Source organism: Brevibacillus sp. NRS-1366, assembly GCF_050467985.1.
The window spans coordinates 70121-91913 of sequence record NZ_JBITPN010000051.1; the positions used below are offsets into that span (position 1 = coordinate 70121).

The 21793-nt window shown below is 47.9% G+C and carries 23 protein-coding genes and 1 riboswitch; of the genes, 5 read left to right on the forward strand and 18 right to left on the reverse strand.

Annotated elements, in window-relative coordinates; translation table 11 throughout:
• Positions 1–123: 123 nt before the first annotated feature.
• From ACIFQN_RS29525 to ACIFQN_RS29535, 3 genes are all read left to right on the forward strand, one after another.
• A complete protein-coding gene (locus tag ACIFQN_RS29525) occupies positions 124–444 on the forward strand; it encodes a winged helix-turn-helix transcriptional regulator (RefSeq protein ID WP_429836617.1) in 321 nt (106 codons plus the stop codon).
• Between the two features lie 116 nt (positions 445–560).
• A complete protein-coding gene (locus ACIFQN_RS29530; protein ID WP_429836618.1) occupies positions 561–2021 on the forward strand; it encodes a recombinase family protein in 1461 nt (486 codons plus the stop codon).
• On the forward strand, positions 2017–2316 hold the full coding sequence (locus tag ACIFQN_RS29535) for a S1C family serine protease (protein ID WP_429836753.1): 300 nt from the start codon (positions 2017–2019) through the stop codon (positions 2314–2316). Before ACIFQN_RS29530 ends, ACIFQN_RS29535 begins: the two co-directional genes overlap by 5 nt.
• A 21-nt stretch (positions 2317–2337) precedes the next feature.
• On the opposite strand, the gene ACIFQN_RS29540 is transcribed toward ACIFQN_RS29535, so the two are convergent.
• Both ACIFQN_RS29540 and ACIFQN_RS29545 read right to left on the reverse strand, forming a co-directional pair.
• The gene (locus ACIFQN_RS29540) at positions 2338–2484 is read right to left on the reverse strand and encodes a hypothetical protein (protein WP_429836619.1); all 147 of its coding nucleotides are present in this window, start codon (positions 2482–2484) and stop codon (positions 2338–2340) included.
• A 62-nt stretch (positions 2485–2546) separates the two neighbouring features.
• Positions 2547–2828 (reverse strand): DUF2325 domain-containing protein, encoded by a 282-nt coding sequence (locus tag ACIFQN_RS29545; protein WP_429836620.1) that lies wholly within the window; start codon positions 2826–2828, stop codon positions 2547–2549.
• Between the two features lie 293 nt (positions 2829–3121).
• Here ACIFQN_RS29545 and ACIFQN_RS29550 point away from each other — a divergent pair, with 293 nt between their 5' ends.
• Together ACIFQN_RS29550 and ACIFQN_RS29555 are read left to right on the forward strand one after the other, a co-directional pair.
• Positions 3122–3721, forward strand: a complete 600-nt coding sequence (locus ACIFQN_RS29550; RefSeq protein WP_429836621.1) for an IMEF encapsulin system ferritin-like cargo protein — start codon at positions 3122–3124, stop codon at positions 3719–3721.
• Positions 3722–3756: 35 nt separating this feature from the next.
• A complete protein-coding gene (locus tag ACIFQN_RS29555; RefSeq protein WP_429836622.1) occupies positions 3757–4605 on the forward strand; it encodes a family 1 encapsulin nanocompartment shell protein in 849 nt (282 codons plus the stop codon).
• Between the two features lie 69 nt (positions 4606–4674).
• Here ACIFQN_RS29555 and ACIFQN_RS29560 read toward each other — a convergent pair whose 3' ends face one another.
• From ACIFQN_RS29560 to ACIFQN_RS29635, 16 genes are all read right to left on the reverse strand, one after another.
• On the reverse strand, positions 4675–5772 hold the full coding sequence (locus tag ACIFQN_RS29560) for a GerAB/ArcD/ProY family transporter (RefSeq protein ID WP_429836623.1): 1098 nt from the start codon (positions 5770–5772) through the stop codon (positions 4675–4677).
• 225 nt (positions 5773–5997) lie between these two features.
• Positions 5998–7209 (reverse strand): Ger(x)C family spore germination protein, encoded by a 1212-nt coding sequence (locus ACIFQN_RS29565; RefSeq protein ID WP_429836624.1) that lies wholly within the window; start codon positions 7207–7209, stop codon positions 5998–6000.
• Positions 7206–8726 carry a spore germination protein gene (locus ACIFQN_RS29570; RefSeq protein ID WP_429836625.1) on the reverse strand — a complete coding sequence of 507 codons (1521 nt, stop codon included), beginning with the start codon at positions 8724–8726 and terminating at the stop codon, positions 7206–7208. Before ACIFQN_RS29570 ends, ACIFQN_RS29565 begins: the two co-directional genes overlap by 4 nt.
• A 168-nt stretch (positions 8727–8894) precedes the next feature.
• Positions 8895–10103 (reverse strand): PLP-dependent aminotransferase family protein, encoded by a 1209-nt coding sequence (locus ACIFQN_RS29575; protein WP_429836626.1) that lies wholly within the window; start codon positions 10101–10103, stop codon positions 8895–8897.
• 207 nt (positions 10104–10310) lie between these two features.
• Positions 10311–10781 carry a hypothetical protein gene (locus ACIFQN_RS29580; protein WP_429836627.1) on the reverse strand — a complete coding sequence of 157 codons (471 nt, stop codon included), beginning with the start codon at positions 10779–10781 and terminating at the stop codon, positions 10311–10313.
• Between the two features lie 713 nt (positions 10782–11494).
• Entirely contained in the window at positions 11495–12676 is a 1182-nt protein-coding gene (locus ACIFQN_RS29585) for a pyridoxal phosphate-dependent aminotransferase (RefSeq protein ID WP_429836628.1), read from the reverse strand.
• A gap of 99 nt (positions 12677–12775) precedes the next feature.
• Positions 12776–12902, reverse strand: a riboswitch (SAM riboswitch).
• Between the two features lie 121 nt (positions 12903–13023).
• Positions 13024–14433 carry an MFS transporter gene (locus ACIFQN_RS29590; protein WP_429836629.1) on the reverse strand — a complete coding sequence of 470 codons (1410 nt, stop codon included), beginning with the start codon at positions 14431–14433 and terminating at the stop codon, positions 13024–13026.
• A complete protein-coding gene (gene dmpG / locus ACIFQN_RS29595) occupies positions 14430–15440 on the reverse strand; it encodes a 4-hydroxy-2-oxovalerate aldolase (protein ID WP_429836630.1) in 1011 nt (336 codons plus the stop codon). The genes ACIFQN_RS29590 and dmpG overlap by 4 nt, the downstream gene beginning before the upstream one ends.
• A gap of 18 nt (positions 15441–15458) precedes the next feature.
• Positions 15459–16337 carry an acetaldehyde dehydrogenase (acetylating) gene (locus ACIFQN_RS29600; RefSeq protein ID WP_429836631.1) on the reverse strand — a complete coding sequence of 293 codons (879 nt, stop codon included), beginning with the start codon at positions 16335–16337 and terminating at the stop codon, positions 15459–15461.
• A 32-nt stretch (positions 16338–16369) separates the two neighbouring features.
• Positions 16370–17155, reverse strand: coding sequence for a 2-keto-4-pentenoate hydratase (locus tag ACIFQN_RS29605; RefSeq protein WP_429836632.1), 786 nt, complete (start codon positions 17153–17155; stop codon positions 16370–16372).
• 45 nt (positions 17156–17200) lie between these two features.
• Complete coding sequence (gene hcaB, locus ACIFQN_RS29610; protein WP_429836633.1) at positions 17201–18013, reverse strand: 3-(cis-5,6-dihydroxycyclohexa-1,3-dien-1-yl)propanoate dehydrogenase; 813 nt, start codon at positions 18011–18013, stop codon at positions 17201–17203.
• Between the two features lie 26 nt (positions 18014–18039).
• Positions 18040–18255 carry a hypothetical protein gene (locus ACIFQN_RS29615; protein WP_429836634.1) on the reverse strand — a complete coding sequence of 72 codons (216 nt, stop codon included), beginning with the start codon at positions 18253–18255 and terminating at the stop codon, positions 18040–18042.
• Positions 18256–18310: 55 nt separating this feature from the next.
• Positions 18311–18823: an aromatic-ring-hydroxylating dioxygenase subunit beta gene (locus ACIFQN_RS29620; RefSeq protein ID WP_429836635.1), complete on the reverse strand. Its 513-nt coding sequence runs from the start codon at positions 18821–18823 to the stop codon at positions 18311–18313.
• 43 nt (positions 18824–18866) lie between these two features.
• Entirely contained in the window at positions 18867–20213 is a 1347-nt protein-coding gene (locus tag ACIFQN_RS29625) for an aromatic ring-hydroxylating dioxygenase subunit alpha (protein ID WP_429836636.1), read from the reverse strand.
• 46 nt (positions 20214–20259) lie between these two features.
• On the reverse strand, positions 20260–20913 hold the full coding sequence (locus ACIFQN_RS29630; protein ID WP_429836637.1) for a GntR family transcriptional regulator: 654 nt from the start codon (positions 20911–20913) through the stop codon (positions 20260–20262).
• Complete coding sequence (locus tag ACIFQN_RS29635) at positions 20913–21755, reverse strand: alpha/beta fold hydrolase (RefSeq protein ID WP_429836638.1); 843 nt, start codon at positions 21753–21755, stop codon at positions 20913–20915. Before ACIFQN_RS29635 ends, ACIFQN_RS29630 begins: the two co-directional genes overlap by 1 nt.
• Between the last annotated feature and the right edge of the window lie 38 nt (positions 21756–21793).

Below are 21793 nucleotides of genomic sequence, written 5' to 3' on the forward strand. Positions count from 1 at the left end.
GCAATGCTGGGGAATCGGGCTTGAACTAGAAAAGGCTGGGGATCTGTCCTTTACCTTACTTACTTTTTTCAAGTTATTATGGTACAATAAGATATAAACTTGCTGTATTGAGGTGACGCCGTCATGAAAGAAGAATTTGCTGGCGAACACATGTGTCCAAAATATGAAGGTGCGATCAATGTTCTGGGCAAAAGATGGACTGGACTCATCATCCATGTTCTCTTGCGTGGAACCGTACGCTTCAAAGACATTCGCGAGATGGTTCCTCATATGAGCGATAAAATGTTATCGGAACGTTTGAAGGAACTTGAGGAACTGGAAATTTTGGAGCGTAGGGTGTACCCTGAGACCCCCGTTCGCATCGAATACGAGCTAACAGAAAAAGGAAAGGATCTTCGTCCTGTCATCGATTCCATTCATGAATGGGGTCAAAAATGGATGTAGCCCTTCCCCGTCTTGTCCAACCAACGGATGAAACGGGGCTTTTTTTTTTATGGTCAGGCATAACCAATTCCCTTCTGTTGTAGACTCTAGCAACCTGATGCGACAGGAGGGGTTCGATGAGAACGGCTGTCTACATGAGGGTCAGTACCGATGATCAGGCGAGGGATGGGTTTTCTATACCCGCCCAACGAGAAAAGCTGCTCTCCTATATACACTCGCAGGCTTGGGAACTGGCCGACATCTACGCCGATGAGGGGGTGAGTGCCAAAGACACCAATCGCCCCGCATTGGCTCGCCTTTTAGCTGACGTTCGACTGGGGAAAATTGATGTTGTCCTGGTATACCGGCTGGATCGGCTCACTCGCTCCGTCCTCGATCTGTATCAGCTCCTGCAGGAGTTTGAGCAATACGGGGTACGATTTAAAAGCAGTACGGAAGTATACGATACCACTACAGCTATTGGACGTTTGTTTATTACGCTGGTTGCCGCTCTGGCCCAATGGGAACGGGAAAATCTGGCTGAACGAGTCAAAATGGGCATGGGACAGATGGTGCGGGAGCGAAAACGCCCTGGGGGACCTCCTCCCTTTGGATATGAGCTCGTCGACGGACAATTGACCGTCAACCCTGCAGAGGCAGATGGTGTTCGCGTCATGTTTGAACAATATGCGCGTGGGGAGTCTCCACGCCGAATCGCCGAAATGGCCAACACCCATGGATTGCGTGGAAAGAACGGAGCTATGTGGAGTGCAAGTGCTGTTTTGCGCCTGCTAAAAAATCCAGTCTACTACGGAGCTCTCCGCTGGAATTACGCCAGTGCCGATCAGCGTCAAAATCCCCCTGATCACTGGATATTAGAGGAAGAAACACATCCTGCTATTATCGATGAAGGCTGCTTTCTTCGCGTCCAAAAACGAATGACTGATCGCAGCTCCCTTCATCCACGCACACTCGGGTCTTCCTTCCTTTTTTCTGGACTGCTTTTTTGCTCTCGCTGCAAAGCTGGCATGCGCGGCAAAACAACCCGTACCCAAAGCACCGGAGTCAAGCAGTATATCCATCACTATTATTGGTGCAAAAACAAGCTCACAGGCTCATGTAATGCCCCTGCGATTCGGGAAGACCGTTTGGAGAAAGCGATCGTGAAAGAACTGCTGCACTATCGTGTCGAAGCGAAGGCAGCAGCTTCTGAGGCTATGATCGTCCTGCAAAAAAAGGGAACGTTTGTGGATCACGACAAAGTCGAACAAAAGCGACAACAAAAACGGGAACGCTGGGAGCGGGCGTACGCAGAAGGACTCCTCTCATTACGTGCCCTCAGGGAAAAACTGCAGGAATTAAAGCAAAAGAAACCAAACACCGATCCGATGAGCATCGCTTCTGCCAATCATCCATTCCTGCCTCCTCCAGATGAAAACGGGCTTGAGAGGCTCACGAACTGGGAGCTGCTCTGGTCGCATGCGACAGAAGAAGAGAGAAAATTACTCATTGGTTGTTTATTCAAACGGGTAGAAGCGGAAGTGTGTCCTACTGAAAACAAACGGTCGATCTGCCTAAGATTGATTCATTTTCATTAGGCTTTATTTTGCCTCTACGCGGGCAAGTGGTTCCCCGCTTGGTTTGGAAAACTCCGTCACCGCAGGCATCATCAGTGCCAAAAACCGGCGTTTACAGGTAGCCAAGCGGTTATATGAGGAAATTTTCCAGACAGATGCAGCCATTAATCCAGGAAACAGCGGGGGTCCCTTGATCAATCTGAATGGTGAAGTTATCGGCCTCAACGCCTTTATCATTCAATCCAGTCAATGCCTCGGCTTTGCAATCGGGATTGACGCCTTAAAATTACAGTTGGAACAGTACGTATTCAAATGAGGAGCACAAAAAAAACCCCGTCTAACGGGACGGGGCCTGCTTCTCAAACGCAATGAGATAGATGTTTTGACCTTCATGATTAATTTGTTCTTCCGCCTGCTTTAACTGTTGCAGCTGTACGGCCGTCAGCTGCGCAATGGGCATTTCGCCCAGAGTATTTTGTTCCACACGCCATTCCTCCCATGGTATCAGACTCGTAATGTAGTCTGTCCAGTACGAGAGGTATGTATTTACGCTGTCATGTCAAACGCTTTGGCAATCGCGGAGCATGAGCGTTTACAAAAGAGAATCGGAAGCTCACGATCTTTCGCCTGGCTTTTCACGGTCTTCGCCAGGTTGTGGTTAACAAAGTCGGTCAAGACGAGAATCATATGGATACCTGTAGGGATTTTCACGCCCGTTTGGGAGCTTTTACGCCCTGTGACGTGATGAATTTCGCGGAAGCCCTGACCTTGCAGCAGCTCGATAATATTCCCGAGGCGATCTCCGCCGATTACTAAAATGGATGACATAACTTGTTACCTCCTTATGAGTGGTGTACGCTTGATTTATGTTATCTTCTTAATGAGTTAATTGATAATGAATATCACTCTTATTGATAAATATTATCATTCCCATTTACCTTTGACAATACTCTCCATGATAACTTTTTTGTAAAAAAACAAAACTAGTTGAAACGGCTGTCGATAAGTAACGTCTACCCTTTTTGCTTCTGTAAAAAAGGAAATTGTACATAGTTGTTGCCCGGTGCATTTTTCCAACTGTATAATGAACAAATAGATCGTGAATGAGGAGGTGGCGTAGGGTGCAAGAAATTACTCAACTGCACGCCATTTTTGATCGAACCAGAGGTTACATCAATCGCTTTATGGGCATTATCCAGCCGATTATTGACGCTGCCCAGGATGAGCATACGCGCCTTTACTACCATCACATTTTGGAAGAAGAAGAACAGCGTATGGGTCGTCTGCAAGAATTGATTCCTTATCTGGAGTCGCTTTCCACCGAGAATAAAACGGACAAGCTAAGTGACCGCGAGCTGTCTCAGATGCTTTCCGATATTAATCTGGAGCGTTTTGGTTTGCACAACTTCCGTGAGCATTTGGAGCTGTCCCTGTATGAATTTCAGGATGAAGCAACGCGCCAAATACTAGACGGCATGCGCGAAAAAACGCACGAGGACTATTTACAGGTAAAAGATATGATGGCCACACTGAGCGGACGATTCTCCGACGTGTACCATGCCGATCTCACCGACCACGATGAAGGACACGACATTCATCAGGTAGATCACCTGAAAGCCTCGGCTTCAGCGCCTCACGGTGTCGCATCCGTTATTAAGCATGCCTCCACTCCGGCACCCGGTAAAAAGGGACTGACAGTAGGCAGCCTGAAAGGACAGTAATAAACAACGATCCTTTATGACTTGGAGGTAACGCTATGGACAAGCTTCGTAAATACCCTGACTCCCCTTTGACCCATGACGAATGGAACCAAATGGATGCCACCATCATTGACATGGCACGCCGTCAATTGGTGGGACGCCGTTTTATCGACATTTACGGACCACTCGGAGAAGGCATTCAAACGATTACGAACGACGTGTATGATGAATCCCGTTTTGGCGGGCTCTCCCTTCGCGGTGAGTCACTGGAAATGACCCAGCCTAGCCGCCGTGTCAGCATGACCATCCCGATCCTATACAAGGATTTCATGCTCTACTGGCGTGATGTCGCACAAGCGCGTACTTTGGGCATGCCACTCGATATGAGTGCTGCTGCCAACGCCGCTGCTGGCGGAGCGCTGATGGAAGACGACCTGATCTTCAACGGCGCCGCAGAATTTGATCTGCCTGGTCTGATGAACGTGAAAGGGCGCCTCACCCATCTGAAAAGCGACTGGATGGAATCTGGCAACGCGTTTGCTGATATCGTAGAAGCGCGCAACAAGCTTCTGAAAATGGGCCACAGTGGCCCGTATGCCCTCGTTGTTTCACCAGAGCTGTACTCTCTCTTGCACCGCGTTCACAAAGGTACAAACGTACTGGAGATCGAGCACGTCCGCAATCTCGTGACGGATGGTGTCTTTCAATCTCCTACGATTAAAGGCCGCTCCGGTGTTCTTGTTGCAACCGGCCGTCACAATCTGGACCTGGCTATTGCAGAAGACTTCGACTCTGCCTTCCTCGGAGATGAGCAAATGAACAGTTTGTTCCGCGTCTACGAGTGCGTAGTACTGCGTATCAAGCGTCCAAGTGCCATCTGCACATTGGAAGAGACAGAAGAATAGGCACAGAAACCATAAACAGGCGTATCCATCGTCGCAAGACAGGAATGGATACGCCTATTCCCTTTTGTACTAAGCATTTTTCCATCGTGATCGGAAATGATCGACGATGAGGTACAGAATCGGAATGGACTCTGTCACAATCAAAAACATGATTTCCCCATGGGCAAGCAAATGATCAAGCTCCGTGCCCGTTTTGACCATAAAGAGAGCCATACCTACCATGATTGCCGACATCGAAAGGGAAAGCGGTTTGTGATCATTCAAGGAGAGGGTATGCGTGAGGGCAATCACCGCTACGTAGAGAAACATGCTGATTTTAACAAATAGGCTGGTCAGCCAGATTGCGATTAGCACGGGATCGAGGTTTTCCAAAAAGTAGCCTGCCCGAATGTAGCGAATGAGCTCCAATTCAGGATAACTCATATTGCTGGTCAAATTGGGGCCGAAAATCAAGATGGCAGGCAGTAAATTGGAGAAGACAATAAGGAGGGAAGTAACCGTCGCCAACGTCAGCGATTTCATTGTTTTTCGCGGCTCGGAAAAGAAGGGAAAAAAGAAGAGAATGTATCCCATCTGTCCGTAAAGCGACGCGACAAAATAACTGGTTTTCCCGATCTCCGCTTTATCGAAGTGGTTTAGAAAGGCGATGGCCATGTCCCAATTCATCTCGCTCATGACAAAAATGGGAATGAGCAGGATGCCAAAGAGCGTCAGGAAAAAAATTCCCTGGGCACAGCGAAAGATCGTCTGAACCCCGGATCGGACCGCATAGGCAACACAAACGCTGAAGAGGGAGGTAACCGCCCATTCCGGTGTATCGGGCAAGAAAACCTCTACCATAAAATCTTGCAATTCCCTTAGGACAAAAGCGGCTGAAAAGAGAAAAGAAAAGATCATCGTAATGACCAATGGATAATGCAGCCATTTTCCTACGATTTCTTGCCCATATTGTCCAAAAAAGCGCGTCGGGCGTTTCATCGCCAAGCGATAGGAGAAAAAAGTCAGAAACAAGCCCGCAAGTGAACCAATGATTAGAGGCAGCCATACGGCAAATCCCGCTTTATCCACCAAGGTACTTTCTCGAAATCCTAGTATCGTCGTAAAAAGATACTGGGAAAAGAGCATGTATAACTGTGTCGGCGTAACATGCACCCTAGTGTTGGTCATTTTTATCTACACTCCACATGATCAACTTTTCGATGGGGTCAAACACCATTTCTATCACGTTCGCCAACAAAAATTGATCCCTAAAGTAATATAAGGCTTCGAAGCACAGGAACGTAAGTACGACAAAACCTAGCACGAGACGATGGGTGCGTGGCTTCCTTTGTCTTTTCTGCAAATATCTCCATTCAAACAAGAAGATACAAACATATACGATCGCAATTGTGATCATTGTTTTTCCCCCATATGCGAAGTCTTGTGAACCCGCATAGGCTCCTTGACGCTCCCCAGCCTTTTGATCGTGATCTTTGCCTGGGCAACCACCTTGACATGCTGGCTGTACTGCTCTCTCCATCGCGGGGCAATCATTTTCCACTGGCGAGGGTAATGCCAATCGATATAGGAGCCGAAATGAAATACATCCGCACCTACTTTCCTGGACTTCTCAATGGCCTTGGTCATCCGCTCTTCAATTAAGGCTTCAATCCCCCTCTCCAATTTCTTCCGTTCTACCTGATCGAGCAAGTCGACATTTGACTCAGACGAAATCAGGGACGCATCTGCCCTCGTCTCTATGTAGATCGTCGTCTGCTCTCCTGCAACCGTTGGCTTGATCCTGGTTTTTACTTTATTGATCATATAATTAACATTTTTTCTGTCGGTTGATGACTGGACGGATACCTCGGCATCCTTCAATTGTCCAAGAATCCACAGAGCGCCTCTCATTTCGTCAGTGGACGCAGTCCGTACCAGCTTTGCCTCCTTAAAAATGGCTGCCCCATCCGTTCCCAGCCAATCATGCTGCCTTGGATTCTCACTTGGTATCGTTTTCGTTTCCACTTTCAGCAGGGGCAAGATCATATCTCCCCCGTTATACAAAGCCTTTAGGCAATCGGTTGTTGTTATTTTGAGCGTCACATGTTCTCTTCCATACGCAATCAAGATATCCGTTAGAAACCTTTCAAAGATGATCGGGACTTTCGTGACCTCCAGTGCCTTTCCCGTTGTGACAAAGATGTTGGCATTGATATGAAACCTCGGTTCGCGCGCAACAAACTCCAACATCTGGCTGATTCCTGCCTTGGCTAACTCTCTTCCGATAACTACCACGCTCGTTTGTCCAAATGTAATTTTCCGGGATAGATCGGATTGGATTAATCGATACGCTTCCCCGATGTCTCGCCCCTTTTTTGTGATGTATGTATAAGGTTTACCGGTTTGCTCGCCGGTAGTGCCAGCTTGCCCCGGAATCAGCCGATTCGCCAGAGGAAAAGCGAGAGTCAGTTCAATACCGTCATCCGCCTTATCCAGCAGGATCATTCTGACAAAGCTCCGGCTGTTTAATTCTACGGATGACCAGCAGCCCGTCAAAAACACCAGTGGAAATACCCCGAGAACCACTAGGATCAGCAGCATTTGCAATCGAGTAAACGGCTTCAATCTCCATTCTCCTCTTGTTCATGTTCCAGTCTACGCGCGAGATTCTTTTGCCTGATTTTGTTTCGATGCACCTGGTATGGCCTTTTCTTCATGGACCACCATGGAGCACGGACAAGAGTGTCCTTGAGATCGCTTGCAACAAAGGGCGTGATCGGTGTCAAATAAGGTAGTCCTAAGGATCGCAAGTTTATGAGATGGATGTAGAGGATGATCAAGCCACATGCAATCCCGAAGAGACCAAATCCCCCTGCCAAAATCATGATGGGAAACCGGAGAAAGCGAAAAGCCAGCCCAAGGTCATAATGCGGGATGATAAATGACGCGATCCCGGTAAACGAAACGATGATGACCATTGCCGCTGACACAATTCCCGCCTGAACGGCAGCTGTTCCAATGATCAGTGCTCCGATAATGGATACCGCCTGCCCAATTGATTTCGGGATTCGCACCGCTGCTTCTCGCAGGGCTTCAAAGGAAATTTCCATGATGAAAGCTTCGATCAGTGCTGGAAAAGGGACGACCTCTCTGGATGCCGTTATCGTGATCAGCAGCTTGGGGGGTATCATTTCCGGATGAAACGTCGTAATCGCGATGTAAAAGGAGGGGAGCAGCAAGGAAATGAAGGCGAAAAGATAGCGAATCCACCGAATCCAGGTGCCCGCTATAAATCGCTGGTAATAATCCTCCGCCGACTGCAGCAGCATGAATAAGGTAACAGGTACGAGAAGAACCATCGGCGTGCCATCGACGATAACCGCCAGACGCCCTTCCAATAAAGCAGCGGAGACGACATCTGGACGTTCCGTATACTGTACCTGGGGAAAGGGAGAAAAAGGAGAACTGTCGAAAAGCTCTTCGAGATAACTGCTTCCCAGGACCCCGTCGATTTCGATTTGAGACAATACCGTACGGACTTCCTCTATCCATTCGTTTTGACAGAGCCCTTGGATATAGGCAATCATTACTTTTGTTTGGGTAAGCCTGCCGATCTGCATCGTTTCTGTCTTGAAATCAGGCGTTTTCAACCGCTTGCGGATCAAGGACAGATTGTCGTCAGCACTTTCGATAAAGGATTCGCGAGGCCCGCGAACGGTAGCTTCGTTGGCAGGCTCGTCGATTGACCTGCCTTTCACCGAAGCCAGCGGAAACTCGACGACCCGCCGCTCTTGATCCATGAGTAAAAGGGCGCTGCCCCCTAAAATGGCGTTTACCCCCTGCTCGAGCGAAATAACTCGAAAATTGGAAACAGGAAGCTGCTTGCGTTCAAAGATACGCTCGCGAAATTCTGCCTGATCGCTCACAACCATTGATAAAATGGGAGAGAGCACTTCTTCCTGGATGCTTTGCAGATCGATCATCACCGACAAGTAAATCAGCGCGCATTTTTGATGGAAACCTGCCTCAAAAACATGAAATACAGCATCGGAGCAATTGGCCAGCTGCTCTTTCAGGCAGCTCAGCTGCTCCTCCATCCGCAGGTCGGCTTCGCCCATTTTTTTGCCCCGTTCCTTGTCCATTTCCCGCCCTCTTCCCTCTTACGTCGGTCCGTAAAAAGATCGCTTCTTTTGTGAATATCCTTGCACGAACTTCCTGCCTTTATTCTTTCTGGGCAGTGAGGAAAAAACAGCAAAAAAGACAGCCATTAGCTGGCTGCCTTTTGCATCAATCAATTCTATGTGTACGGTTTACTTGTTTACGGCCAGGCTTTGGTTGTACAGCTCCAAAGCTTTGCCAAGTCTGGCAATCGCCAATTGTGTATCTTCCCGGTTCAAGAGCGTGTAGTTAAGGCGCATCGTGTTTGCTTGTGGTTGCTCTGCATAGAACGGCTTCCCCGGTACAAAAGCGACGCCTTCCTTCACAGAAGCAGCGAGCAGCTTCTCCGCATCCACGTGCTCAGGCAGATTTACCCAGAGGAACATGCCTCCGCGCGGTTTTTCCCACTTCACTCCACTCCAGTTTTGGGCGATCATCAGTTCATTCATCCATTCCATGCGCTCTTTATAGGACGCACGGATTTTATCAATATGGCTTTCTAGATCAAAATTCGCCAGCAACTGCTGCAATGCGATCTGGTCGATTGTGCTCGATTGCAAATCGACAGCTTGCTTTGCCTTCACCATCATCTGAATCACACGCTTGTCGCCAATCGCCCATCCTGTACGCAAGCCAGGGGCGACGATTTTGGAGAACGTACTGGTGTATACGACACAAGAATTTTCTGGATGTTCATCGAGAGAGAAGATCGAACGATACGGTGCTTCCCCATCAAACTGAATTTCTCCATATGGATCATCTTCCAGAATCAAGATGTTGTTTTCCTTACATTGACGCAAGAGGCCGAGACGGCGCTCCATACTCCATACCTTTCCTGTCGGATTTGCAAAGGTAGGAATGACGTAAGCCATTTTCGGGCGATACCGGGCAATTTTCTTTGCCAAATCGTCCAGATCCATTCCTTCAGCATCACCATCCACCGGAATGGCGCGAATCCCACGAAATTGGAACAATTGGACCGCAGCCAGATACGTAGGATTTTCTACCAGCACGACGTCGCCTTCATCCAAATAGACACGGCAGAGCAAGTCGACGGCCTGCTGGGAGCCGGTAGTCAGCAGCATATTCTCCACGCCAACATTCATGTGCTTCTGCTTCATTCGAGATGCAACCCACTCACGAAGCGGTAGATACCCATCAGTCAAACCATATTGTAGGGCTTTTGCCCCTTGATCAAATGCACGGTTGAAAGCTTCACGCATTTCAGCGATTGGAAAAGAATCCTCAGCCGGCAATCCTCCAGCGAGCGAGAGCACTTGATTGCCTTGGGTCAGCTTCAAGATTTCCCGGACAGCCGAGGAGGATAGTGCTTCTACCGATTTTGAAAATGAGTACTCCATATTCCGTTCCCCCTTGATTTTGCTTATACCTGTTTTATCACTGTCGATAAACATTGTCCAATCCCTGCTGGCTATGGGGAAATAGGTTTTGACTATGTCGAGCGATTGTTCGTTCGTCTCTGATAGATCGCTCGCCTACTCTGAACAACTACGCAAAAAACCCCCTCTCCACGATGGGAAGGGGGTGTATGTATCTACTGGGTGAAGCTACGCGATACGGAATACGCGCGCTTTTTCTTCTTGTGGCAGGAAGGAGAGATCTACGTGTTTTTTTGCTTCCTCTACGCCGATGTCCTCGGCCAACAGCAATGCTTCTTCCTGGAATGTAGGTGTACAGCTTCCTTCGTTTAATTCACAAAGGCGCTTTAGTCGCTTCAGACGATCTGCTGTTTTTTCTGCTCGCATACAGTCGTTGCTGAGCTCACATACATTTACATGACGTGCATCGGCAACCATGCTCACATCGTTTACGTGAACAATCAGTCGCTTCCCTTCCTCAGTCACAAAACCAATCGAGCAAAAATGCGCACCTGACATTTCCAAGCGAGTGAGGACGGCATTTGTAAAAACTTCACCCGTACGCAGACGAACCTGGCCTGCTTCAATGGCTCCGCCTACCTTACGCTCGTTGGCGATCACCGTATACATATCCGTGTAACCGTTAATCTGATAGCGCATGTTACCCTCCTGCTTTTCATGAATGACGAGTCAACGTTGAGACTAATTATCATTAACAACACCATCGTATAATGAAAATCATTATCTGTCAATAATGAGAATGATTTTTAATGAGAATGATTAGAAAAACGCGGGAAGTGCGTCCACGTCCTTTGGCTACGTGGTCAGTGAGGCTATTGTGGAGGAGAGGAAAAGGGAGAAAATGCTCCAGCTTCCCCAGTCCCTTGCTGAGGGGTCATCCCTGCACGGTTCCATGAAAAAAGCGAAACCGCGTCCAAAGTAGCCGATTCATGACCCTTCTCAAAGGTGGACGCTTAAGACCGTGTTTCCCTTTTTTCATTCCACCTCGGCTGGGCCCCAAAGAGCTTCGCTTTTTTCTCCCTTTTCCTCGGCCAGCCTTGAGTCTTCCCTACTTCCTTCTTCTGGGCTTTCCATTGGGGTTCTTTGAGAAACTTTCAACATAAAACGTTGGTCAAATGAACAAAAAACGGAGCGGACAGTCTACACTTCCTTGTAGGACAGAGACCAGGCCCCGCCGGACGCAAGCGATAGCTTGTGTTCGGCGGGTGGAGACCGGAGCGCTGAATGGAAATAGGCTTCTCCCACTACAGCCCCTTTCCAGACACTCTTAGGAGGGCTATAAATTCCTATCTGTACCAAAAAGACCACAGCTGCTGTTTACCAGCATATGTGGTCTGATCCATTGGAAACACCTATTTTCCTTTGTTGAACAAGCCCAATTCCTCGATTCGCTTCACGGCCTCTGCCAATCGCTGCTCATCGGATAAGAGTGCTGCCCGGACGTAGCCTTCTCCTGTCGGACCAAAGCCATTACCGGGCGCTACAACTACATGCGCTTTTTCCAGTAACAAATCTGAAAACTCGACCGAAGAAAAACCACTTGGAATAGGAAGCCATGCGAAAAACGAACCTTGCGATGGCTGTGCTTGCCAGCCAATGCGGTGTAAATTCGAGTACAAGGCATTGCGGCGACCTTCGTATACAGCAACCAGGTCACGGACGCACTGCTGAGAGCCTGTCATCGCACGAGCCGCAGCCATCTGGACCGCCCCGAACAGACTGACGAAATAGTGGTCTTGAATCAGATTAATCAGACGAACCAACTCACGATTGCCAACCATTGCACCTACACGCCAGCCGGCCATGTTATACGTTTTAGACAGGGTGTAAAATTCCACGCCTACTTCCTTTGCACCTGGCACTTGCATAAAGCTGACAGGTTTTTGTCCGTCGTAGCTAATCGCGCCATAAGCGAAGTCATGGCAAACCACGATCTCATTTTTACGGGCAAAACGAACCGTCTCTTCATAAAATTCAAACGGTGCATTGACCGCAGTCGGGTTGTTCGGGTAGTTCAAGAACATCAGCTTGGCCCGCTCCAAATCCGCCTGGGAGATTTGGCTGTAATCCGGGAGAAACTGATTTTCCGACTTGAGTGGCATCATCACCATCCGACCGTCTACAACCGCTACGCCTGACCAGTAATCAGGATAGCCTGGATCTGGAACCAAGGCTACGTCCCCTTTGTTCATCAGCACCTGGCAAATTTCCACGAGACCGGTTTTGCTGCCAAACAGAATAGCCACTTCTTCTTCGGGATCGAGATCTACATCGAATTCTTGTTTGTACCAGTGTGCCACTGCCTGCTTTAGTTCCAGTCGTCCTGAAAAAGGCGGGTATTTGTGATGAAGAGGCTGCGCCGCTTGGGCTTGTAATTCTTCGATAATATGCTGTGGTGTGGGCAAATCAGGGTTGCCTTGGCCCAGATTGATCACATCATGACCTGCCGCGATCACTTTGTTTACTTTTGCCACCAGTGTAGCGAAAAACTGGGTCGGTAACCGATCAATCATGTCGGAGGGGTGAATGCGCATCTTTCTTCATTTCCTTTCTGTCGGGTCCTGCTTTTTTATCAATGTACTGCAAAAACCCCTCTTTCTTTACAGAAAAAGGGGTAGATCAGCTTCGTCACGTCCTTATCTGCCAGGAATGTATCCTGCTGGAATTGGCACAGCATCTGTATCCACCAGGCATAACTGTATGGATCAGATCCGCTGCCGGGTTTCATAGGGCCAGTCCCTCCACCTCTCTACATAAGTAAAGCACACGGAATATAATGTTTTTTAGCAATTTTATCTTACTTGAGAGGGGTTTGCGTGTCAAGTTGCGCGGATATCATTTGGCAAAAAATGGGTTGCATCCTTCAAATGATCGGAATTTATTAAGTAAGTTTCCTGGAACAACCAACGATCAGGAGCCCGGCGCTTATACCTGCCGTCACGACGGCAATAAAATGCAAACCTGAAGTCGTCACCGTGCCGTCGAAAATAAGCCCGAGCAAACTGATGGAAAAAATGGTGCCTATTGAACGGAACGTCTGAAACAAGCCAGAAGCGACGCCCGTTTCCTCCGCTTTCGTATGGCTGTACAGTGCCGTGAAAAGCCCCATGTTGTACATTCCATTGGGAATCCCAATGACTGCTACAACGAGCAGAATGATCGCAACAGGCGTATTTGGTCCAATCGCAAGCAGGAGGAGCGTACCGATCACGAGCACAATACCGCCGATAATGATGGGCTGTCGGTAACTTGAACTGCGAATCATTCGGACAGCGAGAGGCGTCGTCAATACGCCGATCCCCGCGAAAGGAAGCATTAATAATCCGGCCGTCTGCGCTTCATATCCTCTAACTTGACCTAGCCACATGGGCAAACCGAAGAAGAGCGAATAGAAGACGAAGTTCATGCCGGCATACTGAACAAATACGGAAGCAAGCCGAATATTCGAGGTTAGCATTCTTATGTCCAGAAACGGCTTGTCTGTGCGCAGCTCCCGCAGAATCAGGAAAGCCGCAGCGATCAGAACGACGATCAGCAACCACCACTGCGTTCCTTTGCCCAGCGAGAAAAGGAAAAAAATCAAGCTTGTGAACATGGCGCTGAACAAGATAATTCCAGGCAAATCCAGCAAGTGAAATACGCTTCCACGTTCTGCTGAGGATGGATTCTTCCTGTCCGCGGGAATCCATCTGAAAGCCAGAATGAGCACGACTAGCGCAATCGGTATGTTAATCCAGAAGATAGACTGCCATCCCGCATTCGTAACGAGCAGGCCGCCCAGCGTAGGTCCGAATGCAGCCATTACGTTTGCCGTGATGGACAGTAACCCAAGCGCCGAAGCCGAGCTTTTGCCGTCATCGCCGTCTACCGTCCCGGAAATGGAGCGAATGATCGACAGACCTGCCGGAAAAGCACTTGTGGTTCCAAATGCTTGCAAGACCCTTAAGACCAGCAGCCAACCGAATGACGGCGCCCAAATGGAGAGGAGGCTGCTGGCGATAACCAGAGTCATTCCGATACAGAACACGCGGCGAGGTCCGAATAGGTCCGCAATCTTGCCCATCAGCGGCTGGCCTACCGTCGCCGCCAAGTAGAAGCTCGAAATCAGCCAGGTTACAGTTGTTATGCCAATTCCGAAATCGGACCCGATTTCCAGCAGCGCGACGGCGATCATGGATGAATTCAGCGGGTTGAGCAGAACACCGAGCGCAACGACCCACGTAATCCGTTTCATCAATTGCTGCCGGTCTGACCCATTCGCAAAAGCCGTCATGCCGCTTGCAGATGTCATCGCTTATTCGCCATTTCTGCCGCAACATCCACGATCATATCTTCTTGTCCACCGACTACTTTTCGTTTCCCGAGTTGAATAAGGATGTCGCGGGAGTCCACGCCAAATTGTTGGGCGGCCCGCTTGGAATGTAGCAGAAAACTGGAATAGACACCGGCATACCCTAATGCCAAGCTATCCCTATTGATTTCCTGAGGAGCCTGAAGAATAGGAGCGACTACATCTTCTGCCAAATCCATCATTTTATAGAGGTCGATCCCTGTCGAAATGCCTAGTCGATCAAGTACTGCAACCAGAACCTCGGTTTGCGTATTTCCGGCACCCGCGCCCAAGCAACGAACGCTTCCATCAATACGGGTAGCCCCCTGCTCTATCGCAACCAACGTATTGGCCATAGCCAAAGACAAATTATTATGACCATGAAAACCAATGTTAACACCCAAATGATTCCGCAATGCGCGAATCCGTTCTTCAACTTGATGCGGCAGTAATGCTCCTGCCGAGTCAACCATATAGACCGTATCCGCCCCATAGCTCTCCATCAGCTTCGCCTGTTCGATTAGTTTGTCAACTGGAACCATGTGGGACATCATTAAGAATCCAACGGTCTCCATTCCCAGATCTTTGGCCGATGAAAGATGTTGGGCCGATACGTCGGCCTCTGTTACATGAGTCGCGATTCGTGCCATTTTCGCCCCTAAGCCGGCCGCTTCCTTTAATTCTTTTACCGTGCCAATACCCGGTAGCAGGAGCACAGCGACCTTTGCTTGGGTGCAGTTGGCTACTGCGGTCTCAATTAATTCCATTTCATTTGTTCTGGATAACCCGTATTGCAAAGACGAACCTGCGAGGCCATCACCATGAGAAACCTCAATATAAGGAACATTCGCTTCGTTCAGCGCTTTCGTAACTCTTTTTACTTGATCGACAGTATATTGATGAGAAATGGCATGACTTCCATCTCGTAATGCCACTTCAGTTATATATATCTTCGAGTCTCTTTCCATGATCGTCACCTCCCCTGCTTATTGCAAATGTGTCGCAAGCTTCTTTTTTGCAAATTCTTCGGCAACCTTTACACCTGCAGAAGTCATAATATCCAGATTCCCGGAATAGGTAGGCAAGTAGTCGCCCGCACCTTCCACTTCTATGAAAATGGTGACCTTGTTTCCTTCGAAAATCGGCTCCCTTCGAAGTCGATATCCTGGAACGTAGGATTGAACGTTTTCGACCATTTGCTGTATGGAACGAGCAACCTCTGTCTCTTTCATGTTTTCTACCAAACAATATACCGTATCACGCATCAAGATTGGAGGTTCGGCCGGGTTTAATATGATAATCGCTTTTCCTTTTTTTGCACCTCCGACCAACTCGATTCCACGGGCTGTCGTTTCGGTAAATTCATCAATATTTGCGCGCGTTCCAGGCCCTGCGCTCCGACTGGATATCGTAGCAACGATTTCGGCATAAGTAACGGAACAAACCTGGTTTACAGCATGGACCAAAGGAATTGTCGCTTGACCGCCGCAAGTGATGAGATTAATATTTTCTGCTTCCAAATGAGAATGTAGGTTAACCGCTGGTACAACAAAAGGGCCTACGGCTGCCGGTGTCATATCGATGACTTTCTTGTTCAAGTTCTTTAACACCTTGGCATGACGGATATGCGACTTTGCAGATGTAGCATCAAACAAAATATCCGCCAGTTCAGCCCTCTCCACAAATCCATTAATTCCTGTGTCAATCGTCTCATATCCCAGCTCTCTTGCACGTAGAAGGCCGTCGGATTCAGGATCAATCCCAATCATAGTCGTCAATTCTAAAATATTCGAGCGGCGTACCTTCATCATGAGATCGGTGCCTATATTGCCGGATCCGATAATGGCAACTTTTGCTTTCGACATTTACTGTCCTCCTTCAATCCGATGCTTCCCCTTTAAGCTCCAAAACGAACACTCACTTCACCGATATGGTCGAATACGGCTTGGACATAGTCACCTGGCTGGACATCCACAGCTGCCGAGAGGGCACCCGAAAGAATCACTTCGCCCGCTGAGAGCGTGATTCCAAATTCTTGGAGCTTATTTGCGAGCCACGCTACACAAAGAGCGGGGCCTCCTAATACGTCTGCCCCCACTCCTTTGTTCATGACTTCACCATTTTTCATGAGCGTCGCACTGAATTGCATGAGATCAAGAGTATCTACCTGAGTCGGAGATCCACCCAGTACAAAATGACTAGAAGAAGCATTATCCGCAACCGTATCTTCCAGCTTGATTTGCCAATTTTCAATACGACTATCAACAATTTCCAGTGCGGGCACAATGTAATCCGTAGCGAGTATCACATCTTCTGCGGTGACATTAGGCCCGATAAGATCGCTCTTCAAAACAAAAGCAATTTCGGCTTCTACTTTCGGTTGGATAACTTGGCCAAGCGATAACGTCCTGCCGTTCTCTATGATCATACTGTCCAACAAATGTCCGTAATCAGGCTGATCTACTCCCAACAATTGCTGCATGGCAAGAGAGGTAAGTCCAATCTTTTTCCCTACGATTTTCTGGCCGCTTTCGACTTTACGCTGGACGATCAGCAACTGTACCTGATAAGCGTCTTTCATTTGAATATCAGGTACAAGTTTCGTTAAAGGCTTGACTCCTTGCCTGTTCTGTTCCGCTCGGCTAAGGTAATCGGCTAACTGATTCATTACTTGTTGGTTCATTTTGATATTCCTTTCCAAGACATCCGTTTTACAGCGTAAGCATGACTATAATAACCCGGCTATCTTTCCGGAAATGACCCCTCTGGATGAAATTCCACCATCGGAATTAATCATCATTCCGGTAACATTTCTCGTGCTTTCCTTGGAAGAAAGGTACACATAGGCCCAAGAGTGGCTTTCCGGTGTTCCGGCTACTTGCAAAGGAGTACCGGTTTGAAGGAAATTGGACAAATTAGGGTCATCGTCCAGTGCGAAACCTCCCTGATCCAAACTTCTAAGCGCTTTCAAAGCAGTTATCGTTCCCCCTGGAGCGACACCGTTTACTCGAACTTTCGGGGCTAGCTCATAAGCTAATTCGGTGACCAATCCTCGCACGGCGAATTTTGTTGCAGTATATAAAGGGCCTCCGCCGTTCGGATAAAAACTTGCGTTAGATCCGGTTAAAACGATGTTCCCTTCGTTTTTGAGCAACTCGGGCAGGGCAGCTTTGGCACTTAAAATGTTGCTTTTCACATTAACGGAAAAAATCTCGTCAAACGCCTCATCTATCTTTTCCGCAGGGAATCCCGGTAATTCAACGCCTCCATCCCATAAACCCGCGCAGCAAACCAGGATATCCAACTTGCCGAATGTATCGACAACTTGTGCAACTGCTCGTTCATTTTCTTCATATACAGTGGCATCGCCCAGTATTGACTTCACCGTTGCTCCGAGTTTCTCCAGATTTGCAAGTTTCTTTGGGCAAATATCCAGAATCCCAACCGAGGCTCCTTCTCTAACAAATGCTTCAACTACCCCTCGGCCAATGCCGGACCCGCCACCAACCACCAATGCCACTCTCCCGTCCAACCACCCCATACAAGCATCTCCTTTCTGAAAGCTCGTTATTTCTTCGAACCAAAGGGGGTCGAAAGAAAACCGGAAAACGTAGATTTATCCTGCCAGGTCAGACTCTCGAGTTCTAACGGATCGAGTAAAATGGTATGTCCAAGCTTTGGCGAGTGAATCTCCAGCCGTATTCCGTTTCTTGTATTAACCTGCTTTAACGTAACGATTGCGAATTCATTAGAGATTGTCCATTCTGACTCTTCTTTTTTCACATGCATATCCTCCTTCCCAATTAACCCTTGGTATTTTCGGCAACGGAGCGAATGGCTAGAAAAAGAATGACACATTATGGGCAGACAGCGTTGTTTGATCCAAATATACAATCCGTTTGGCCAACCTCCACTGCCCATCCGATAAGCGCAAGACATCATGTCTCTCCCCTGATAATAAGTCGAACAGCGGGGAATCACCGCGGCTCCGATAGAGTAGTAAGTTGGATTTTACCTGAACTGAATTTTCATCGGTCCCCTGCTCGATCCTGATGTTCGTGACATAGTGTCTTGTTCGTGACGGCGGAATTTCCGCCCAGCTGTATTCGGTTTCAAGCCTTCTGATCCGAACCTCCAATGAGCGATAGGTATCGTCCATGATAGCCATGTTCGCAAGAAAACCCGGACCTTGCCCTTCATCTTTTGTCACGCGCAAAGGAACTCGATACTCGATATCTTTTGTCAGCACATCAAGCCAGCCGCGAAAATCACGATCATCCAACAACGCAGACTCCATGTATAAAAATTGGGAAACTTCCTGAAAGATTCGTTCGTTCACTTCTGTTTTCATGCCCTGCCTCCTTAACATCAATTTAAAAACAAATCATCAGCTGCTACTTACGACTCATGTAATCAAGGTAAATAGAATAATAAGCACGTTGATTTGCTTCAAAATAGGCTGTAGGGTAAGCAGTACCCGGACCAGGCCAATCCGCAATGGGTTCGATGTCGGAAAACATGCCTATTGTATAGTTCAAATAGTGATTTTTAGCCATCAGGCCTTTCGCTACTTTCGTAATTCCACGGAAATTTTCTGCATCGTCCTGCTCGAATGTTCCGGAAGGGCCGAAAGTTAAAACATACGCTTTGTACGAGGCATCTTTATACCATTGAGGCGCATCTTTCTCAACCATAAACCATGACCAGACTTCCATTTTCCCTGGGGCGACAGGACGCCAAATCCGCATCGTGGTTTGAGGGGCCTTATATTCATCATCTGTATCTGTCGGGGGAGCTCCCGCGGTTGCAAGAAAACTCAGATTCGGAAACAGATTCCCATGCGATTGCATCAAGGAATATTTATCGGAATTCATGATAGCATCCTGCTCCGACAAGCTCTTCTTGATCCCTTCGAGCATTGTTTCCGGATATCCGCCGTAACTTTTGGGAGGCACATTTACCATTCCGACTCCACCCATTCCGGCAAATGCCTGGACACCATGTTTATGAAAGTGAGGATTAATGCCAGGCGGCACATTAATTTCAGCTTCGAATATGCTTCGATGCGTAACGCCAACATGGTAGGCGTCACCAACAAAATTATCGGCCCCAACCTTCCAATCCGCGTCGATAATCCATCTCTGCGGTGCTCCGATAACCTCCATTCCTGCTTCGCTCTTTTTTAGATAGATGTCCAGGTACCACTTGAAATCTCCCAAAAATTCATCTAACGAAGCGGCATCGGGATCGAGACATCCGAAGATCATTTCATTGTAGATGTCAAAGCGGGGCGCGTTTTTTAATCCCCACTTCTCTTTGCAGAACCCTTTTTCCCCATATAACTCCTTACCGAAGGGAACGCCTATAAGATCGCCAGTGTTCTTATATGTCCATCCGTGGTAGGGACAACGAAAATGCGATGCATTGCCTACCTCCGCATTGCACAGCGGCATGCCACGGTGTGAGCATGAATTAAATAAAACCTGGACTTTGCCAGCTTCATCCCGAACAACGATAAAGCTATCGTCTGCTATATACCTTACAACATAGTCTCCGGGATTGGGAATTTCCGTCTCATGGGCTAAAAAACACCATGTTTTCGCAAATATCTTTTCTTTCTCCAACTCGAAAAGCTCTGGATCATAAAAAATTTTACTCGGAATCATCCCTACCTTTAATTTCTCACTCATGTCTTCCAAAAGGGTTTCGGCGTTGGTTGCATGTTTTTCGTTAACGGCCACTTCGGATTCCTCCCCAATTTGTGATGAAGGGCGAGTCGTACACTGCTCAGTCATCATGTTGTGATAATTGGTTTTGAGCCACCCTGAGTAAATGGTTCTCCATCAGCTGTCTCGCCAATAAGGCATTTTTCATCTTTAGATGGTGGTAGATCATCTTGTGTTCAAGTATGGAATACGAGATGTCCTCCCGTGTCTTGAACAACCTTCCTGATATTGCTAAATATTCTGTGACGTTCCAATATTTTCTGATAAGCGCCAGAGCATTGGGCATACCGGTTGCCTGATATATTTTAAGGTGGAAATCTTTGTTAAGGTTAGCATACTCTCTCGAAGTGATATCCGGTTTCTCCATACTGTTCAATATGAAGTCCAATTCATCAAAGAATTTCTGATCCAAATGGGGAGTTGCTCTTTCCACCAGCATCCCTTCCAGAACCGCGCGAATCACAAGAACCTCATACGCTTCTTCCTTCGTATGTTGCCGAATGAACGCACCAACCTGAGGAACAATCCTCACAATGCCTTCGTCTTCAAGCCTGGTAAGTGCTTCCATGATTGGTGTGCGACTCATGTTTAATTTTTCGCTAAGTTCATTGACATCGATCGCTTGAGATGATTGCCATTCTTGGTTCAGGATCCCGGTTTTAATATAGTTGTACGCTTCAATTCTTTTTGATCTCATAACTTTTTCATCCCCCACTAGATTTCGCCCCGGAAGAAGTCGGAAATCATTTTAATGAAGGTTTCTTTCTTCTCGATTTGAAGCCAATGACCGCAGCGGTCGAAGAGATGCAGCTGCACGTTAGGCAAATGCTGCAGGAAATACAGACTCGATTCCATGGAAACAAAACGATCATCGCGTCCATGCAAGAGCAAGAACGGTAAATCCATGCGTTTCAGAGCGGAAGTCGGTACGATGATTTCTTCAGGCATCATAGGAAACATGGTTTCATAAGATCTCCGGATCTCCGGTCGCATAATCTCCTGGTAACGCTCTTGCAAGACGGTCTCTAATTGATCTCCGAGAACCTTATCATCGTATACAAACCACTTCGTGAGATTTTTTAGTGCCGTATAGCTTGGATCTTTGAAAAAGCGGGACATCCTCATGATTTCCGGAAATGGAGTAGCCACCCCTCCTGCACTTCCCATCAAAACCACTCGTTCAAATCTTTCCGGCGCGGTCATAACCAGATTGAGAGAGATATATCCCCCCATGGAATTCCCCACCAAACGGGCTTTCTGGATCCCCAGATGATCCATCAATTCCAAAACTTGCTCCACTCTTAATCGAGTCCATTCCCAGAAGCTCTTGGGAAGAACCTCAGGATGGCGGGTTTGGCCGAATCCGTACAAGTCGGGAGCGATCACATGAAAAGACTTCATCATCTCCGGAAGTATTTCCCTCCAATTGGACTGGGCTGTTGCTCCTGGGCCGGAACCATGAAGAAAGATGATGGTCTCGGGATTTGATTCCCCTCCTTCGCAGAAAAAAGTTTGGTGGTTGCCGGTATCCACGACTTGTGTACGATAATTTTCCATATCTATCTCTCCTACTTTCTAATTTCACTGCTTTTAGG

Coding starts and splice junctions, on each gene's coding strand:
- dmpG (WP_429836630.1), bottom strand. CDS start 15,440: ATGGAAAGAGACTCGAAGATATATATAACTGAAGTGGCATTACGAGAT.
- ACIFQN_RS29545 (WP_429836620.1), bottom strand. CDS start 2,828: ATGTCATCCATTTTAGTAATCGGCGGAGATCGCCTCGGGAATATTATC.
- ACIFQN_RS29555 (WP_429836622.1), top strand. CDS start 3,757: ATGGACAAGCTTCGTAAATACCCTGACTCCCCTTTGACCCATGACGAA.
- ACIFQN_RS29585 (WP_429836628.1), bottom strand. CDS start 12,676: ATGCGCATTCACCCCTCCGACATGATTGATCGGTTACCGACCCAGTTT.
- ACIFQN_RS29590 (WP_429836629.1), bottom strand. CDS start 14,433: ATGACATCTGCAAGCGGCATGACGGCTTTTGCGAATGGGTCAGACCGG.
- hcaB (WP_429836633.1), bottom strand. CDS start 18,013: ATGGGGTGGTTGGACGGGAGAGTGGCATTGGTGGTTGGTGGCGGGTCC.
- ACIFQN_RS29580 (WP_429836627.1), bottom strand. CDS start 10,781: ATGCGCTATCAGATTAACGGTTACACGGATATGTATACGGTGATCGCC.
- ACIFQN_RS29600 (WP_429836631.1), bottom strand. CDS start 16,337: ATGTCGAAAGCAAAAGTTGCCATTATCGGATCCGGCAATATAGGCACC.
- ACIFQN_RS29575 (WP_429836626.1), bottom strand. CDS start 10,103: ATGGAGTACTCATTTTCAAAATCGGTAGAAGCACTATCCTCCTCGGCT.
- ACIFQN_RS29605 (WP_429836632.1), bottom strand. CDS start 17,155: ATGAACCAACAAGTAATGAATCAGTTAGCCGATTACCTTAGCCGAGCG.
- ACIFQN_RS29525 (WP_429836617.1), top strand. CDS start 124: ATGAAAGAAGAATTTGCTGGCGAACACATGTGTCCAAAATATGAAGGT.
- ACIFQN_RS29635 (WP_429836638.1), bottom strand. CDS start 21,755: ATGGAAAATTATCGTACACAAGTCGTGGATACCGGCAACCACCAAACT.
- ACIFQN_RS29570 (WP_429836625.1), bottom strand. CDS start 8,726: ATGGACAAGGAACGGGGCAAAAAAATGGGCGAAGCCGACCTGCGGATG.
- ACIFQN_RS29530 (WP_429836618.1), top strand. CDS start 561: ATGAGAACGGCTGTCTACATGAGGGTCAGTACCGATGATCAGGCGAGG.
- ACIFQN_RS29560 (WP_429836623.1), bottom strand. CDS start 5,772: ATGACCAACACTAGGGTGCATGTTACGCCGACACAGTTATACATGCTC.
- ACIFQN_RS29620 (WP_429836635.1), bottom strand. CDS start 18,823: ATGAAAACAGAAGTGAACGAACGAATCTTTCAGGAAGTTTCCCAATTT.